This window comes from Porphyromonas asaccharolytica DSM 20707, from assembly GCF_000212375.1.
Lineage (GTDB): Bacteria > Bacteroidota > Bacteroidia > Bacteroidales > Porphyromonadaceae > Porphyromonas > Porphyromonas asaccharolytica.
Window position 1 is genome coordinate 248,325 of the sequence record NC_015501.1, and the last position, 18,069, is coordinate 266,393.

An 18,069-nucleotide genomic window follows, 5' to 3' on the forward strand; every position below is an offset into this window, starting at 1 on the left:
TCAAATGAAACTTCGGAGGAATCAAAACGTCTCCACGTGGAAAATAAAAAATAGCCACGTGGAGATTTGCAATTTTCCACGGGGCTATCACGCACCGCCCGAAAAAAAAAGCGCTGCAGTCTGACAGAGTAGCGTAAAAAGGTCGTCTCGACAGCTCCTTGCAACTACCCTACCTACGTATCTCAAAGCGTGTCACCAGGTCGCCAGCCTGTAAGATATAAGCCCCCTCGGGGAGGGTCGATACATCTAGCGTATCACCTGGATCTGAGATCGTAAAGAGATGCTCTCCAGTGACCGTATAGCAAGTGACACTCGGCACATTTGGATCGGTCAGATGAAGACTCTGAGAGGTGACCGTAGGATAGACGATAGGTTTCGTCGCCTGCCACGGACGCTCTATGTTTTGGTCGTCTGCTCCGTTATAGGGCGCGTACTTCTTATCTTTCGTGTAGTAGAGTACAGCCCAGTTTTTATCTCGAGCGATCTGTACCGCCTCCTTGCTGCAGACATTCTCCTCTAGGGGATAGGACTCATCGTATACGGCTATCTGAGCAGGCTTCTCAGCATTGGCACTGGTGATAGGTAGAGACTTGACTAGAGCCAGCATCTGCTCTCGGGATATTTTATTATTCTCCAAGTAAAGCTGGTGAGCCGATGAGCAAGCGGAGAAGTCTAGGGTCGTGATCTCATTGAGGTAGCAGTTGAGGCTCTGAAGAGCTGTCAGGGTGGAGAGATCTAGACTCTGGAGCTTATTGCGCTCGCAATAAATAGTATTGAGCTTGGTGCACCCGGTCGTAATCAACTCCGTGAGCTGGTTGTAGCCACAGGCCACCCCTTGCAGCTGCTTATTGGCCGATAGATCGAGTGAAGTCAGACCACAGTGCGTACACTCTAGTGCCTTCAGGGCTGTCGCTCCTGAGGCATTGAACTCAGTGAGAGGATTTTCGGAGCAGACAAACTGACTGAGAGCTGGTTTATTAGCTAGATCGATCTGGGAGAGCTTATTCTCTGAGCAATTAACCCAAGTGAGCTTGTCGCACTGTGAGATGTCTAGAGAGGTCAGTTGGTTCTTGTGGCAGAAGATCATCGTCAGCTGTGGGGCATTGCTAAAGTCCAGATGGGTAAGCTCATTCTCCTCGCAGTCAATACGGTCTAGATAATTGGCGTGGTCAAACGTAATGTCCGTCACTCCATTCTTAAAGGTAGCTAAGTACTTGACCGGCCCCGTGATAGTTACAGTCTGATCGGTCAGCGCATACTTCCTCCAGGTCTGCTCGAGGATAGGTGCGGATAGTCCCGTAGCTCGCACCTCTGCGCCATCTTTAGAGACGACCTTCATATAAACAGAGTCGCCGACGTTGAATTTCGTCTGTATTGTGATAACTTGCTGCTCCTGAGCTCGTAGGCTCATCGTAGCAGCCCCGCATAGCGTGATGACCAGTCCAGCCACAAAACGCCAGATAGTCGTACGGTAATACTGTTTCATACGATTGAAATTGTCTATAGATGAATTGCCGAGTGCCAGAGGGAGGTAGAGGGAGACTCCTAAGTTCGTGAACTGTGCACCCCACCTCTACTTCCAGTGGCTAAGGTAGTAAAAAACTCTTTAAATCAAGAAGCCCCCTCAGCTTCCCCTAAATTACTAGCCGAGGCTTGCGAAATTGGGCTAATTCCTATTTTGAGGTGCTGGGGAGAAAGCCACACGCAAAAAACTAACTGAAGTGAACGGCGATGCGGTAGAGGAAGAAGTCACTATTTCGGGTTCCATAGTTGATGGCGATAAAGCGTTGGAGGTTCTGGTTGAGTGCTTCTGCTGAAGCGTTGGTCTTATAGCCGAGGAAGTAGTTGCAGATCTCTCCTATGTGCTTGACCATAAAGTGAGCGATGTTCTTGACCTCTTCACATGGACTACTGAGGTGATTAGTGATGATCTCTAGAAGTGCTTTTTTCTTACACTCCAACAGGTGTCGGGAGGGTGTTATGGAGGTACCATTTCGCATAGGACGTTGGTACCACTTCCGTAGCGCTACGGAGAATTTGTACGCTTCTTTGATGTCTGGGAAAAGTCTAAAGAGTAGCCGAGCGCGTAGCTTTTGACTGGCTGTCTGCTCGTTGTGAAGCTTGTGTAGTAACCCTTTGCTGCGCTGGAGGAGCTGTAGCTGGGTATCTCCATTGGACAGCTCTTTTTTGAACTCTTTGAGCTCTTGCTGGATTTTGGGGGCGGGCTGCAGTTTAGACCGTTTGCGACTCGCCTCCTCCAGCTCCCGTTGCTTGCGTAGAAGCTCTTGGCGGTAGCGTATTCTTACTGACTGGACTTGATCAATGATGTTTTTGACAACGTGAAATTTGTCCGCAACTTGATAGGCATTGGGGAAGAGTTCACGAGCCACCCAGTCGTAGTTTGGAGCCATATCACGGGTTACGCAAGAGACTGCGAAAAGTGCTTCTTGGGAGATGTTTGATCTCATTAGATAGACGATCTGGGAGGCTCGGAGCGTGTTGACCATCAGGACGATTTTATTCGTCTCTGGGTTCGACACGATGGTGTAGCAATCCCCGTTGATGTTCTTTTCGTCTATGCAGATGATGGATCCCATATTCTTCTCATTGAGAATGGGGATCTTTAGATCAGAACTTACAGGGCTTTTAGCAGAAGACCCTAGAGATCGTGAGGCTCCAGTCTTCTGCAAATGGCGTTGGTGCCCTGGGCTTTTGTATCCGCTCAAGACATCTTTGTACCAGCGAAAGAGTTTCTTCGAGCTCATCCCCATACAGTAGGCGACTTGCCCGATACTGGTGGGCTTAGACCCAATCAATTTCTTTTAAAAAATTGCCGAAAGCCTTGGTCGCTTTCATGCCTTTTTCATTGTATGAGTAGCTGTTGGAGTAGCTCTTTTCCTCTTGTCGCTGGTCCTGTTTTACCTTCCAGCGACGACGCTTGAGGTAGAGGAAGACCTCCTTGCCCATAGCTGGGAAGGTCTGCAACTCAATGTAGTTCGTATAGCCGTCTAGGACTATGTTTGAAAGATCTCCGTTGACCTCTTTTTTCAACTCTGCGGGGATATGGGCAGCGTCATCTTTCTCTACCATAAAGATGCGGTAAATGCCGTTTTCTTCAACCAACTTCTCGAAGTTAAAGTCTCGGAGAATTTCTTGTGGAGCGAATAGCTCAATCCAATCTAGTTCTTTAGTCATATTTGAGGTGGTAAGGGGGAGGGCGAAAAGCTCTCCTCATTCATTTGGGGGTGCAAGTTAATCAATTCACTTCAGTTAGTTTTTTGCGTGTGGCTTCTCCCCCAGCACCTCAAAATAGGAATTAGCCCGAAATTGAGACGCAACGCAAAAAGGGGGGGAGTCTCTAATCTCTTTTTCGTATCTTTGTCCCAAGTCTATTTTTCACTGGTAGATTATGCACAAACCTAAGACCCCTACCCGACTAACTAGATGGGTACTTGTGATGGCGGTGGTGTGGCTCACGAGCTGCGCTAGTCATCAGGCGATTGTGACTCCATACGTGGCTGGCGAGCAGTCTACGAGTGGAGTCGTTTACTATCTACCGAAGACACAACTGCGCATACACTTTGTCCTCTCGGAGGAGCAGTTTGAGCCAGGCGCACTAGTCGCTTACGCCTCTAGGTATCTAGGTGAGAGCTATGCGACGCAGCCTACGACACGCTACCAAATAGAGCGTGTAGCAATGCACGCTCATGGAGTCCCCGACACGATGCAGAGCTATCTGATCGAGTCGGTAGCGACGCCCTCTGTCGAGCAGCTGGTCTCTCTCACACCCGAAGGCCTTCTCTACTCGCTCCACGGCAAGGCGTACAAGCCTACCACGACGGACTACCTAGCAGACTATCCTAAGGGGGTGACCCAGCAGGAGGCTAGTCAAGCACTACCTCAAGAGTATGCCCTAGCGACCTCACGTGCCAAACAAGCTGAGGTGGCGTCCAGTAGACTCTTCGAGCTGCGAGAGCGACGTGTGGAGCTACTCTCGGGTCAAGTCGAGACGATGCCGTGCGATGGTCCAGCGCTCAAGATGGTCTTAGATGGTCTGGACAAGGAGATAGCAGCTCTGCAAGCGCTCTTCGCAGGTCGTACCACGAAGCGATACTACGAGGAGATCGTGGACGTACCCATTGACGAGCCAGTCTCGCAGCAGGTGGTAGCTCGCTTCGCTCCGCAGTATGGCTTAGTCGACAAGGCGGATCTCTCGGGAGCTCCTGTATACATAAATATCGAATCTCTAGATCATTCCGCTCCGCAGAGCGATACGGAGCTGCATAAGTTGACCAAGAGCAAGGCACTCCGCTACATCGAGCCAGGACGAGCTCGTGTGTCGCTACAGCTTCCCGAGCGCAGCCAGGCGATCATGCTAGAGCTCTCGGTGGCACAGTGGGGACGCACAGCACTCCTGGAGCACAAGCTAGGCGCGGACAAGCTGGGACAGCTGCCCTACACGATATACTTCGACCTCACGAGTGGCTCTATCGAGCTGATCGAGCTACCGCAGCAATGAATAACTTGAAAAATACTAATCTATAAACGAACCATTCATATGGAAAATAAACACCCCAAGGGGCTTATCGTATTAGCCCTAACGAACATGGGAGAGCGCTTCGGCTACTACACGATGCTAGCCATATTGACGCTCTACCTACAGGCGAAGTTTGGCTTCTCCTCGGCAACGACTAGTATGCTGTATGGTACCTTCCTAGCACTAGTCTACTTCCTCCCAATCTTCGGTGGTATCATAGCTGATAAATGGCTCGGATATGGTAAGACCATCTTTACAGGTGTCACGATCATGTTCGCTGGTTACCTCCTCCTAGGGTTACCTTTTGGCTCTGGAGCTGCTGGCGTCACGATCATGCTCTTGTCCCTCTTCCTCATCGCTGCTGGTACGGGACTCTTTAAGGGTAACCTACAGGCACTTGTGGGTAAGATATACGACGACCCTCGCTACTCTAAGGGACGTGACATGGCGTTCTCTATCTTCTACATGTTCATCAATATCGGTGCCTTCTTTGCGCCTAGCATGGGTAACTGGATTACGAATAATGTACTAGCTAAGGAGAACTACTTCTACGATGCTACAGTGCCTGCAAACTACAACAAGCTCAACGATGAGACGGTCGATGCCGATGCCTTTATCGCAGAGCTACAAGCTAAGCACCCTGAGTATGCTCAGCTGACGGCTGAGGAGCAGAGCCAAAAGGTCTCAGCTGCTAAGAAGAAGGCTGGCGTCATGTTCCCCGAGGACGAGGCTCAGGTTCTTCACGACCTACGTATAGCAGCTCTCCGCCAGTATACTAAAGCTGGGCTAGTGAGTGATCCTCAACTGCAGATCACGGATGCCGACCATGAGATCCTCATCAGTCGCGATGCAAAGGACGAGCCGGCCAAGTTTGCTATCAATGAGCGCGTGGCTATGCTGCAGATCCCAGCTGAGTGGACGGCTGATCTAAACAATAAACTCAATGCGGAGCGTGCAGACAGAGGTGAAGCGGCTCAAGAGTTAAGCTTCGAGCGTGCCTTCGGTGAGCACTATGTGTCGACGACCTTGTCACAGTCTTATAGTCTCTCGTTCTTTGTAGCTTGTATCAGCTTGGTCATATCTATCTTGATCTTCGTACTCTGTCGTAAGACCTGGAAGGCAGCAGACGTAACCGTCAAGCAAGCTAAGGCTATGGCAGCACAGGGCGACAGCTCAGCACATGTCGTCGAGATGTCTAAGGCTGAGGTCAAGGAGCGTCTCATCGCACTAGGACTGGTCTTCTTCGTTGTGATCTTCTTCTGGATGGCTTTCCACCAGAACGGCTTGACGATGACCTTCTTCGCACGAGACTATACCGTATCACGTGTAGACGCTGCGGGCTATATGCCGTTTAGTCTACTGATGCTGATCCCTTTCATCTGCTTCATGTATGGTATCTACCTCTCTACCTTCGGGCTACTAGGCGGTAAGAAGAATGTCAAGACAGGCTTAATCCTCGTCGTGTTAGGTATCGCTGGTCTCGCCGGTGGATACTTTGTAGACATCAAGCCTATCGGCGATGCTCTGAGAAACATTACGCCTCAGATCTTCCAGCAGTTCAATCCATTCTTCATCATCCTGCTAACTCCTGTTACGGTAGGTCTCTTTGGTTATCTAGCCAATCGTGGTAAGGAGCCCTCAGCTCCTCGCAAGATCGGTATCGGTATGCTCCTAGCAGCTATCGGATTCTGCGTACTACTGCTTCCAACGATCATATACGCACTGCCTGCTCCTGCTCATATTCATGGGACCAGTGATACGCTCGTATCGCCCAATTGGCTGATCGGTACATACTTCGTACTGACGCTTGCTGAGCTCTTCCTCAGTCCGATGGGTCTCTCCTTCGTCTCTAAGGTAGCTCCTCCACAGTATGCAGGTCTCATGCAGGGTGGATGGCTTGCAGCAACCGCTATAGGTAACCTGCTCGTCGGTGTGATGGGCTCTCTATGGGAGAAGATGCCTATGGGCTGGTTCTGGGGCGTGCTCATCATCTGCTGTCTCCTCTCTGCCGCCTTTATATTTGCTGTCATGAAGCGCCTCGAGCGCGCTACGGCAGACTAGAGAGGCTGTCCTATGAGATAACAGTCTCCAACAAAAGACTGTATCAATTCTCCACCAATAACGATGGACGTATCGCAGACTCCTCTACTAAGCGAGGGGTGGGCGATGCGTCCATTCAATTATAGATCTATTATAGAATGCTTATGAGACCCTTATCAGACATCGTTACCTCTCTCTGCTCTTCCGATCCCGTGGAGGTGACCCAAGAAGAAGCGCTTCAGCTTGCCAAAGAAGCGACTAGCGAGGCACTCTACGAGGCTGCGCATAGTGTCACGCGGCACTGTATGGGAGACGCCTTCGACACCTGCTCGATCATCAATGTCAAGAGCGGACACTGCTCTGAGGATTGTCATTGGTGTGCTCAGAGCGCTCACTACCATACGCAAGCGGATGCCTATCCGCTGCTGGATGTCGAGCCGTGCGTGGCTGAGTCTCGGACCAATCGTCAGGCAGGCATCGGGCGCATCGCACTCGTGGCCAGTGGACGCGGACAGAGCAATCGGGAGATAGAGCGTATCGCGCAGCACTACGAGGCGATGCACCAGGCGAGCGACATCAAGCTGTGCGCCTCTATGGGACTGCTGACGAAAGAGCAGTTACGACGTCTTCACGAGGCGGGTGTCACCACCTATCACTGCAATCTGGAGAGCGCTCCGTCACACTTTCCCAAGCTCTGCACGACTCACACGCAGGCAGAGAAAGAGCAGACCATTCGTTGGGCTCGGGAGGTAGGACTGCAGGTTTGCTCGGGAGGGATCATCGGCATGGGCGAGACGATGGCACAGCGCATCGAGTTCGCCTGCTATCTCCGTTCGCTCGCCATACGCTCCATACCTATTAATATACTTCAGCCGATCGCTGGGACGCCACTAGCCGAGGAGCCACGCCTGACGGACGAGGAGTACCTGCGTACGGTAGCACTCTTTCGTCTGATCAATCCGACGGCTTTCCTGCGCTTTAGTGGAGGACGGCTAAGGCTTTCGCCAGAGGTGATGCGCCAAGCTATGTACATCGGTATCAATAGTGCCATCACGGGCGACATGCTGACAACCAGCGGCATGCAGGCTCGCGAAGATATGCAGCTCATCGCCGAGATGGGCTATCGCAATACCAACGAAAAAGATTGGCGTACCGAAGAAACCGCTTAAGCTATGAAGCAATACGACCCAACAGTCCAGCAATACGTTCCAACAATCCAGCAAGCCTTAGCGTGGGATCGCAAGCACCTGTGGCATCCCTACACCTCAACGGAAGATCCCCTACCAGTCTACCCCGTTTCGCACGCCGAGGGAGTGCGCATCTACCTAGCCGACGGCACAGAGCTAATTGATGGTATGAGCTCCTGGTGGTGCGCTGTACACGGGTACAACCACCCTGTGCTCAATGCTGCCGTAGAGACGCAGATAGGGAAGATGAGCCACGTCATGTTTGGCGGGCTAACGCACCAGCCTGCCATAGCACTCGGTAAGGAGCTTCTGAAGATGCTTCCCGATGGTTTCGACTGGATCTTCTACGCCGACAGCGGTTCGGTGGCTGTCGAGGTAGCGCTCAAGATGGCGATCCAGTATCAGCAGTCCCTCGGTGAGACGCAGCGAGACCACTTCGTCACCATCCGTCGAGGCTACCACGGCGACACCTGGCACGCTATGAGCGTCTGCGATCCCGTCACAGGAATGCACAGTATCTTCGGCACGGCACTACCGCAGCAGCACTTCCTCGCACCGCCAGCGGTCAAGTGGGGCGAGCCGTGGCGTGACGACGCTATGGAGCCACTCCGCCAAGTGCTCGCTCAGCACGGCGAGCAGATCGCGGCACTCATCCTAGAGCCTATCGTGCAGGGAGCCGGTGGTATGTACTTCTACCACCCCAACTACCTTGTGGAGGCGCGCAAGCTGTGCGATCAGTACGGCGTGCTGCTCATCTTCGACGAGATAGCCACAGGCTTCGGACGTACGGGGCGTATGTTTGCGATGGAGCATGCGGGCGTCCTGCCCGACATCGTCACCCTCGGCAAGGCACTCACGGGAGGCTATATGACCCTCTCCGCCATTGTCACCACGCAGCGCGTCGCTGAGACCGTTTGCCGTGGCGAGGCGGGCTGCTTCATGCACGGGCCCACCTTTATGGCCAACCCTCTGGCTTGCTCCGTAGCCCTCGCCAGTCTGCAACTCCTGCAGCGTGAACCAACGCTAGAGCGTGTCGCCAAGATCGAGGCGCAACTGAAGCGTGAGCTAGCACCTGCCAGCACCTTCGCCGGGGTCACCGAGGTGCGCGTCCTCGGCACTATAGGCGTGATCGAGCTAGATGAGCCGGTCGATATGGCCTTTATGCAGCGACGCTTCGTAGAGCTAGGCATCTGGGTACGCCCCTTCGGCCGGCTCTGCTACATCATGCCCCCATACATCATCCAGCCCGACGAACTCACCCAGCTTACCACTGGCTTGCTCACAGTCGTCCAGGAGATGGTCACGAGACAATCACGATAAAAGTAACGCAGTATGAAACAAACGATAGTCATTGGCGCCGGTATCACAGGGCTCACCACGGCACTTTACCTACGGAGAGCAGGGCTGCCCGTCCTCGTCCTCGAGGGAGCGGAGCGTGCTGGTGGGCAAATCCGCACTTTGCAGGAAGAGGGCTACACCTTCGAGACGGGTCCTAACACGGGGTCGATCTCTTTCCCCGAAGTTGCCGAGCTCTTTGCCCTCCTACCCTCAGGCTACGAAGCTGCCACGCCAGCGGGCAACTGCCGATACATTTATAAGAAAGGACGGCTGCACCAGCTTCCCTCGGGCCCTTGGAGCGGACTCACGACACCGCTCTTCACGCTGAGTGACAAGTTCCGCCTGCTCGGTGAGCCGTGGCGCAAGAAAGGTGACGATCCCTACGAGTCTGTCGGCTCTCTTGCGAAGCGACGTCTAGGCAAGAGCTTCCTGCAGTATGCCGTCGACCCCTTCGTCGGGGGCATCTACGCTGGCGATCCGATGAAGCTGGAGACTCGTCACGCACTCCCCAAGCTCTACAACTTAGAGCAGGAGCATGGGAGCTTCATTCGTGGAGCTATGGCAAAAGCCAAAGAGCCCAAGAACGACCGTGACCGCCTAGCCACCAAAGAGGTCTACTCAGCACGGCACGGACTGGAGACGATGATCCACGAGATGGTCGAGCAGATCGGCACAGAGCACATTCGCACGGGAGCTACTGTCACCTCGGTCAGACAGGGTGCAGCGGGCGACTGGCTCGTCACCTACCAGCAAGGCGGGGAGCTACACGAAGTCTCAGCCGATCACGTAGTTTCTACCGTAGGCGCACACGCCTTGGCGGGTTTCCTCAGCGAGACCCTACCTGACGAACTCTTATCTTCCATTACTAGTCTCTACTATGCGCCAATCGTCGAGGTGGCTGTCGGCTTTGACCGCACAGTCTCCAGTTACCGAGGCTTCGGTGCGCTTATGCCTTCGTCGGAGCCGGTGGACATCCTCGGAGTTCTCTTCCCGTCGGACTGCTTTGCCGACCGCACACCGACTACCGAAGGAGTGCTTTACAGCATCTTTATGGGAGGCACACGGCGCCCCGACTTAATCGATATGGCAGAGAAAGAGCTGCAAGCTTTGGCACTCAAAGATCTCTACAAAGTGCTCGACATCGACCCACGCATAGTGCCCAATATGGTGCATATCTCGCGCCACCGCCATGCGATCCCGCAGTACGGAGCCGAGAGCGAGAGACGCTGTGCAGCCATTGCGGAGGTAGAGCATCGCTACCCGGGACTCATCATTGCGGGCAACTGTCGGGACGGTATCGGTATGGCGCACCGCATCACACAAGCGACGCAGGTTGCCCAGCAACTAATCACCGACAGCGATCAGTAGGTCGGCGAGGGTCAGAGCAACCATCGACTGCACGACCGGCACCGCCCGTAGTGCTATGCACGGGTCGTGACGCCCCGTGAAGGTGTGTGTCACGCTCGCCCCTTCGGTCGTGAGTGTATGCTGCGGACGAGCAATGGTAGGGGTCGGCTTGAATGCTACCTCCATCACTAGATCCTGTCCCGTCGTGATGCCGCCGAGTGCACCGCCATTGTGATTGCTTCCGAAGGTTACCTCGTCCGTATCGCTCATCGCGAGCAATTCGTCTAGCACAGCACTCCCCCGCTGCCCCGCCAGGTCAAAGCCATCGCCAAAGGCAAAAGCACGACTCCCCGGTATGCTCATCACGGCATAGCTCAGGAGTGCTGGTATACGGTCGAAGACGGGGTCTCCAAGGCCTGCGGGCAGACCACACACCACACAGCCTACGACACCGCCCACACTGTCTCGGTCATCCTGGACCTTAGTTAGGTAGGCTGCTATCTCCTCATCTAGTGTCTCATCGGGACAGTAGCAGAGACGATCGTAAGTATGCTCTAGGGGGTAGGTCGTGTAGTCGCCAGATAGTGACAGAGTGCCCACCTGCTGTATGAAAGCCTGCACCGTGACGCCTCGCAGCTGCTCTAACCACTGCTGAGCGATGGCCCCCGCCACCACGCGAGCGACCGTCTCACGGCCACTCGACCGTCCGCCACCAGGCTGTGGCTCGAGACCATACTTAAGCCAGTAAGTCAGGTCGGCATGATTTGCTCTAAAGGGCTTGCCTAGCTCACTCGTGACGGTGGCGTAGTCTTGCGAGCGAGCATCCCTATTTTGTATCACGAAGGCTATCGGACTTCCCAGCGTCCGTCCCTCGTCAGTCAAGCCTGAGAGCCAGACCACTTCGTCTGGCTCTCGGCGTTTTGTCGTAGATCGTGAGTAGCCTGGACGACGCAGGTTGACAAAGTGCTGCACAGCCTCTCGATCTATCCAGAAGCCCGCAGGCATACCATCGAGGATTCCCCCCATGGCAGCTCCATGCGACTCTCCAAAGGAGGTCAGTCGCAGATGCCGTCCGAAGCTATTCATAGAGATTGCTTAGTGGCAACCGCTGCAGCAAGAGCAGCCACCCTCGTGGTCGTCGCCGTCGCAGCAACCGCCCGCATGTCCAGAGAATTGTGCCGTCAGTCTCTGACGATCCTCCTCGGTAGCAGGACGTGCCTCTAGGACAGAGCCGATGAAGTGTAGCGTCTGACCAGCCAGCGGGTGGTTAAAGTCCATCGTCACCGTATCGTCTGTGATCTTCTCGACGATGCCAACCAGCTGATTGCCTTGGTTGTCGAGCATAGGGACTGCGTTGCCCTCGAAAACAACATCAGAGTGGAACTCGCCCTCTTCGTTTTTGAAGAGATCCTTCTCTAGCTCCAGTATGTAAGCGTCAGAGACCTCTCCATACGCCTCCTCGGGCTTGAGGGTAAAGTCAAACTTGTCGCCAGCCTCTAGCCCCATCAGTTGCTTCTCAAAAGCCTCTAGTAGAAATCCAGCCCCGATGATCAGAGCTAAGGGAGCCTCAGGAGTAGCTTTCTCGACGATGTCTTCCTTTCCTTCACCCGTGTAGAGTTCGTACTCGCAGGTTACGTAACTATCTTTTGTAATCTTCATGTTAGGTATACTTTGTTCGTGATAAAATGCGGTTCAGGCACCACTGCGATTATTACATCACACCCGTGCTACCGCAAAGGTACGAATTTAGAGATTAGAGATTAGAAGTTAGAGCGAAACGAGTAGCCCGCTGTAGGGGCGGACCTATGTGTCCGCCCGTCCTCGTTGGAGTGCAATCTGCCTTGAGGGCGGACACGTAGGTCCGCCCCTACACGAACCACATCAACACGACAAGTCCCGCCATCAGACGCTGTAACACCTGTTTTGTATCAAAGCAAGACGAGTAGCCCCTTGCAGGGACGATCGGTTTCTACTTTCTAACTTCTAACCCGATAGCTCCGTGGAAAATCGAAAATCTCCACGGAGGAAAAAAAAATTCTCCACGTGGAGACGTTTTGATTCCTCCGAAGTTTTATTTGATTCCTCCGAAGTTTTATTTCTCGCCTACGTGGAGAATAAAAAATATCCCCGTGGAGATTTCGAAATTTCCACGGAGATATCGGTGTAGAGATTAGATGTTAGAGATTAGAAATTAGAGGTTAGAGATTAGAGGTTAGTTTGAGGAGAGGGATCTAGCCACAGGGTCATCATGCAGTGGCGACAGTCGTTTGCGACACGCAGACGATCTCGCCCACGCACTAGATAGAGCGGTAGCGCAAAGGGTGGCTTGCGACCCGTCCGTGTGCAGTAGCCGAGCTGATGCAGTAGGCAGTGACGGGTAAACATCACGGGGATCGCACCCTCGGGACGCTCTACCTCTAGGGCGGGAGCGATGCTTCCGGAGACTCCTAGCTGGCGGTAGAGCTGACGTGCCGACTCATTCGCCACATTGTAGGTAAAGTCTAGCGTGTCGGGCAGACCATATCGCTGACGCACCGTAGGATCTGGCGTGCGGAGTAGGTCGATGCGCTTCTGCTGTAGAGGCTTACCGATGGCATCTCTGCGCTGTCGTGCTAAAGCAAGGCATCGACGCTGTAGCTCCTCCGCGAGTTCTCGTCGCAGCTCCGCAACAAGTGAGGGCGGGACGAAGAGTCCGTCTAGTTTTATGGTAACCTCTTGAGCGCGGTATGGTGTGTCACCGAGTTTGCGGAGCGTGCGCTCTACGTGAGCCGTATTGTCCCGCTGTGCAGGCTCTAGCGTGACTGATCTGCTACGTGTGACCGACAGATCGGGCTCCTCTGTGAGTTGCATCTCTAGCGTGAGCTGGTCGGGAGTTGCCTCTAGATGTAGCGACACAGGTATGGTGCGGGTAGAGGCATCGGGGCGTAGGAGCTGAGCCTCTAGGAGATGGTTGAGATTGCGCCAGAGCGTCGTCCCCTGCGGTAGCTCGAGCGCTTGGGAGAGACGCAGACGATAGTGCCCCGCTCGCCTAGCGGGCGTCACTTGGTTGATCTGCGCTCCGATGAGCTTCTTATCGATAGCGTAAGCGACTACCCCATCGCCATTAGCGAGCGTGATGTCGTCGCTCAGGAGTGCTATCTCTAGTTCTTTGCCTCGACTCTGGGTCACCGTGCCGATCGGCTGACCGAGGCTTTTGCTGCTATAGGGTGTGATGCTGTCGGTAGGTATAGGCGAACCTAGGGGCGTATTGTAGGTCGTAAAGGGACGGGCAAAGGTTGCCTCCGGCTGTGGCGTGAAGGTGTACTCCTCCGCTCCCCATGAGGGTCGTCGCAACTCATCACTACGACGGGTCAAGATCTCGTCTAGCAGCTGGCGGTAGTGGGCGATGACGTTGCGCACGTAAGGGATCGCCTTGAGCCGCCCCTCCACCTTGAAGGAGCTGACACCCGCATCAATCATCTCCTCGATGATTTCAGAGCGGTTGAGATCTTTCAGAGAGAGGAGATGCTCACCTTGGCGTAGCTTTTGTCCCTGAGCATCAACGAGATCATAAGTCATGCGGCAGTACTGAGCGCATTGCCCTCTATTGGCACTGCGCTGTGAGAGCGCCTCGGAGATAAAGCAGCGACCACTGTAAGAGACGCAGAGCGCTCCATGGACGAACGCCTCCAGTCGTAGCGGGGTCTTGTCGCGTACCACCGCAATGTCCTGACAGCTCCACTCGCGCGGCAAGACAGCCTGCTCGAAGCCTAGATCGGAGAGCATCTGCAGCTGCTCTAGCGAGTGATTGTGGCACTGCGTGCTGGCATGTAGCGGGATAGGCGGCAGCTCCTGGGTGAGCAGTCCGAGATCCTGTATGATGAGTGCGTCTGCCCCCGCCTCGTAGAGCTGACGCGCCATCTCGACAGCATGCACTAGCTGGCGATCGGTGAGGATCGTATTGAGTGCTACATAGACTCGTGCGGCATAGCTGTGAGCTGCATCGCAGAGCTGCCGTATATCCTCGAGCGAGACCCCGACAGCACTCCTGGCACCATACTGAGGAGCACCTACATAGACCGCATCGGCACCCGCCGAGAGTGCCGCCAGACCGCCCTCGAGCGAGGAGGCTGGAGCCAATAGCTCTATGTCGCGTAGTGTAGTCAATGGAGCCTCCCTTTTAGAGCTTACTACCGAAGGCTAAATCGCCCGCATCACCCAGTCCTGGGACGATGTAAGCGTGCTCGTTGAGCGCCGGATCGATGACAGCCACCCACAGTGTGACAGGTGCCTTGTCGTCAAACTGAGACTGGAGGAAGTCGATAGCTTGCTGGCTAGCTACGATGGCGACCATATGGGTATGGCGCGGTGTGCCACAGCTCTTGAGGAGCGCCTGCCAAGAGAGATGCATGGAGCCTCCGGTGGCGAGCATCGGGTCAACGAGGAGTAGCTCTTTATCGGTCAAGTCTGGTGCAGCAACATACTCGACATGTATGTCAAAGTCTTCGTCATCCTTGACCTTGCGATAGGCGGAGATGAAAGCATTTTCGGCACGATCGAAGAAGTCTAGGAAGCCGTGATGAAGGGGCAGTCCAGCACGGAGGATCGTTGCCACGACGAGCTGCTCGTCTAGTACGGCCGTGGGTGCAGTACCGAGAGGCGTCTCCACGGGACGGGTCTGGTAGTGGAGCTGCTTGCTCAGTTCGTAAGCCATAATATGGCCGATGCGCTCGATGTTTGCTCTAAAGCGTAGGGGATCTCTCTGGATCTCTCGGTCTCGTATCTCAGAGATGAAGTGGGTCAGGAGTGAAGGTCTCTCGGATAGATTGTATACCTGCATGAGCTTTACTATGTTTGGGTGCTTAAATCAGGCAAATATACAATATCTTTGTCGGATAGACGTTTGAAACACGTAGTCAATTACTCTTTTGTGAAGCAAACCGTAAGCACATATCATACCTATTCACTAGGTCGTCGCCATGGGCTGGTAGGGCTCTTGCTCCTGCTGCTGATAATGCCGATGGCTACCACGCTCTCTGCACAGACAGCGAGACCGATGACACGACCCTATGCGGATCATAGGCGATTCAATTGGGGATTTCATGTGGGGGTGCATGTGGAGGATCTGATCATCGACAACCTTGGCCCGACGGAGGGGGAGGCGCAGACGCTCTATGCGGCAGTGCCTAGCTATAGCCCGGGCTTTAGCGTGGGAGTCATAGCAAACTACAATCCGCATATAGACTGGAGTATACGGGTCCTGCCGACACTACACTTTGGGGAGCAGCGACTGCTCTTTAGGACTTGGGAGGAGACGGGCGACGAGGCTTTTGAATCGATGCCGATGCGCACCAGTCAGATCGAGCTGCCACTACTGGTCAAGTACAGCTCTGTGCGCTTCAACGACACCCGCCCCTACCTCGTGGGGGGTGTCTACGGCTTGCTCAATATGGGTCAGAAAAAGGGTGCCCCCTTGCAGTTCGCACCGCTCTCAGCGGGCTGGACCTTTGGCGTAGGGTGCGACATTTACCTGCGCTACTTCAAGCTCTCGCCTGAGCTACGCTTTGATTTTGGCTTTACTGACCTGATCCGTCACAACCGGCCCGACCTGGACGAGGGGGCTAGCATGCGCTATACCAATGCGCTACGCCGTGGCACAGGACGTATGATCATGCTCACCTTCTGCTTCGAGTAGGCGAGACGACACACCCTACTCTTCCGACTCCCACTGCGTAGACAACTCGTGGTAGATCCTCTCGGCTGCTACCTGCGAAGCTATGCGTGAAGGCTCTAGGCGCTGACGCACCATACGATATTGCGCTTGCTGCGTCTGATAAGCTGTGCTCTCACGATCGAGCAGCGGGCTCAGCGCTTGAACGAGTCGCTGCGCTGTCACGGCATCGCCCAGCAGCTCCTCGACGACGGGAGACTCGGCAATCAAGTTGACCAATGAAAAGTATCGGATCGGAAGAAGATGGTCGAATGCCCAACGAGCCAAGCACCCTATGGGGAGGCGGTAGGCGACCACCTGCGGGGTACCTATGAGCGCTGTCTCAAGCGTGGCTGTCCCGGAGGTGACCAACGCAGCCGACGCTCCAGCCAAGAGCGGGAGCGTCTCATCGGTGACCAACTCTATGCGCTCATTTATATAAGGAGTGTAGTACGCTGGATCGATGCTCGGTGCTCCTGCGATGACTGCGCGCCATGGGGCTGGGAGGAGGTCGATCGCTTGGCACATGATCGGTAGGTTACGGGCTATCTCCGCTTCGCGGCTCCCTGGGAGGAGCGCTATATAGGGTCGTGCGGTGTCGCATAGCTTAGCATTACTATCCAGCAGCTTGCCCACGCTCTGTATGCTCGGATTGCCCACGTAGCGGGCCGTGACGCCACGCTGCGAGAGGTAGTCCGCCTCAAAGGGAAGTATTGTCAAGCAGAGATCTGTGTAGCTCTGGAGACGCTTGATGCGCCTACGACGAGAGGCCCACACCTTAGGCGGTATGTAGTAAACCACTGGCACGCCGTGACGATGCGCCATCGGGAGCGTGTAGCGCAGGTTAAAGCCTCCGTAGTCGATTGGGATGACGACATCAGGCAGATTCGAGCGCATCTCCTCTTGTAGTAGGCGTGCAGCTAGTCGTATCTTGCGCATACTGCGCAGCACACTCGTGAAGCCCATGACCGCTATCTCACGGTAGTGGTATAGTGGGGCTACACCCGCCTGCTGCGCCATCTTGTCCCCCCCAATAAAGGAAAAAGCGGCCTTCGCATCGACCGCTTTGAGTGAGGCGATGAGCCGTGCACCATGCTCGTCGCCAGAGGCCTCGCCAGCTATGAGGAGGTATTTCATAGCTTGTCTCTGTATTGCTCTAGAGATGTAGCGGCCACTGCTGGGCGACCTGCTCTAGGAAGGGGTGATCTGTCATATCGATCTGCAGGGGTGAGATCGTAGCATAGCCCTCGATGAGCCAGTAGTGATCCGTCCCCGTACGCTGATCGGGATCGACCTGATCGCCCTGCATCCAGTAGACAGGAGTGCCGTGCGGTGTCTCGGCACGCATATACTCATTGACGAAGCGTCCTGTACCTTGTGGTGCCCACTTGACACCCTTGGAGGGAGCCTTCGGGAAGTTGACATTGAGCATCGTCGTATGCGGTAGTCCATGCTCGACCACCTGTGGGATGAAATGCTTGGCAAAGGCGCATACCTCGCTAAAGTCGCACTTGTCGCTGTGGTCAGCGAGCGAGAAAGCGACTGCGGGTATACGAGCTATGGCGGCCTCTATGGCAGCTCCCACGGTGCCGGAGTAGATAGCGCAGATGCCGTCGTTGCGCCCATGATTGATTCCAGAGACCACGAGGTCTGGCAGCTCAGAGGCAAAGAGCGTGTTGAGCGCTAGCTTGACACAATCTACGGGCGTACCCGAGCAACTGTATATCTGATAGGGAAGCTGCGCACTCTCCTCCATAAAGGTGAGCCGTAGCGGTGTGCGGGAGGTAATCTGCGAAGAGGCTCCCGAGCGGGGCTCCGTGGGGGCGACGACCGTCACCGTCGCTATCTGGGCAAGCGTCTCCGCCAGCTCACGGATCCCCTGCGCATGGACGCCATCATCATTAGTCAGTAGTATCTTCATAGTGTATAGA

General features: G+C 54.6%; 15 protein-coding genes. 6 read left to right on the plus strand and 9 right to left on the minus strand.

All coding sequences use genetic code 11. The features are described from left to right. Positions 1 to 169 precede the first annotated feature (169 nt). The 3 genes from PORAS_RS01025 to PORAS_RS01035 form a co-directional block, all read right to left on the minus strand. Entirely contained in the window at positions 170 to 1,486 is a 1,317-nt protein-coding gene (locus tag PORAS_RS01025; RefSeq protein WP_004330536.1) for a leucine-rich repeat domain-containing protein, read from the minus strand. 226 nt (positions 1,487 to 1,712) lie between these two features. After that, positions 1,713 to 2,765, minus strand: coding sequence for a transposase (locus PORAS_RS01030; RefSeq protein ID WP_245528033.1), 1,053 nt, complete (start codon positions 2,763 to 2,765; stop codon positions 1,713 to 1,715). A gap of 37 nt (positions 2,766 to 2,802) precedes the next feature. Continuing rightward, positions 2,803 to 3,195: an ISAon1 family transposase N-terminal region protein gene (locus PORAS_RS01035; RefSeq protein ID WP_013759848.1), complete on the minus strand. Its 393-nt coding sequence runs from the start codon at positions 3,193 to 3,195 to the stop codon at positions 2,803 to 2,805. A gap of 214 nt (positions 3,196 to 3,409) precedes the next feature. On the opposite strand from PORAS_RS01035, the gene PORAS_RS01040 reads away from it, so the two are divergent. The 5 genes from PORAS_RS01040 to hemG all read left to right on the plus strand — a co-directional run bounded on the left by PORAS_RS01040 (position 3,410) and on the right by hemG (position 10,470). Then, a complete protein-coding gene (locus PORAS_RS01040; protein ID WP_013759849.1) occupies positions 3,410 to 4,519 on the plus strand; it encodes a DUF4831 family protein in 1,110 nt (369 codons plus the stop codon). A 39-nt stretch (positions 4,520 to 4,558) separates the two neighbouring features. Beyond that, positions 4,559 to 6,598, plus strand: a complete 2,040-nt coding sequence (locus PORAS_RS01045) for a peptide MFS transporter (protein WP_013759850.1) — start codon at positions 4,559 to 4,561, stop codon at positions 6,596 to 6,598. Positions 6,599 to 6,741: 143 nt separating this feature from the next. Beyond that, complete coding sequence (gene bioB / locus PORAS_RS01050; protein ID WP_004330551.1) at positions 6,742 to 7,746, plus strand: biotin synthase BioB; 1,005 nt, start codon at positions 6,742 to 6,744, stop codon at positions 7,744 to 7,746. Positions 7,747 to 7,749: 3 nt separating this feature from the next. After that, positions 7,750 to 9,084 (plus strand): adenosylmethionine--8-amino-7-oxononanoate transaminase, encoded by a 1,335-nt coding sequence (gene bioA / locus PORAS_RS01055; protein WP_013759851.1) that lies wholly within the window; start codon positions 7,750 to 7,752, stop codon positions 9,082 to 9,084. Between the two features lie 12 nt (positions 9,085 to 9,096). After that, positions 9,097 to 10,470 (plus strand): protoporphyrinogen oxidase, encoded by a 1,374-nt coding sequence (gene hemG, locus PORAS_RS01060; RefSeq protein ID WP_013759852.1) that lies wholly within the window; start codon positions 9,097 to 9,099, stop codon positions 10,468 to 10,470. On the opposite strand, the gene aroC is transcribed toward hemG, so the two are convergent. The 4 genes from aroC to upp form a co-directional block, all read right to left on the minus strand. Then, positions 10,447 to 11,535 (minus strand): chorismate synthase, encoded by a 1,089-nt coding sequence (aroC, locus tag PORAS_RS01065; protein WP_013759853.1) that lies wholly within the window; start codon positions 11,533 to 11,535, stop codon positions 10,447 to 10,449. The two genes, hemG and aroC, sit on opposite strands and share 24 nt — an antisense overlap. 9 nt (positions 11,536 to 11,544) lie before the next feature. Then, positions 11,545 to 12,108 (minus strand): FKBP-type peptidyl-prolyl cis-trans isomerase, encoded by a 564-nt coding sequence (locus PORAS_RS01070; protein ID WP_004330479.1) that lies wholly within the window; start codon positions 12,106 to 12,108, stop codon positions 11,545 to 11,547. 546 nt (positions 12,109 to 12,654) lie between these two features. After that, positions 12,655 to 14,595: a peptidase U32 family protein gene (locus tag PORAS_RS01075; protein ID WP_013759854.1), complete on the minus strand. Its 1,941-nt coding sequence runs from the start codon at positions 14,593 to 14,595 to the stop codon at positions 12,655 to 12,657. Between the two features lie 13 nt (positions 14,596 to 14,608). Beyond that, positions 14,609 to 15,268, minus strand: coding sequence for a uracil phosphoribosyltransferase (gene upp / locus PORAS_RS01080; protein ID WP_013759855.1), 660 nt, complete (start codon positions 15,266 to 15,268; stop codon positions 14,609 to 14,611). A gap of 90 nt (positions 15,269 to 15,358) precedes the next feature. Here upp and porT point away from each other — a divergent pair, with 90 nt between their 5' ends. Then, complete coding sequence (porT, locus tag PORAS_RS01085) at positions 15,359 to 16,123, plus strand: type IX secretion/gliding motility protein PorT/SprT (RefSeq protein WP_155811452.1); 765 nt, start codon at positions 15,359 to 15,361, stop codon at positions 16,121 to 16,123. 15 nt (positions 16,124 to 16,138) lie between these two features. On the opposite strand, the gene lpxB is transcribed toward porT, so the two are convergent. Beyond that, positions 16,139 to 17,275, minus strand: a complete 1,137-nt coding sequence (gene lpxB, locus PORAS_RS01090) for a lipid-A-disaccharide synthase (RefSeq protein ID WP_013759857.1) — start codon at positions 17,273 to 17,275, stop codon at positions 16,139 to 16,141. Between the two features lie 19 nt (positions 17,276 to 17,294). Next, positions 17,295 to 18,059: a 5'/3'-nucleotidase SurE gene (gene surE, locus PORAS_RS01095; protein ID WP_004330565.1), complete on the minus strand. Its 765-nt coding sequence runs from the start codon at positions 18,057 to 18,059 to the stop codon at positions 17,295 to 17,297. Positions 18,060 to 18,069 lie beyond the last annotated feature (10 nt).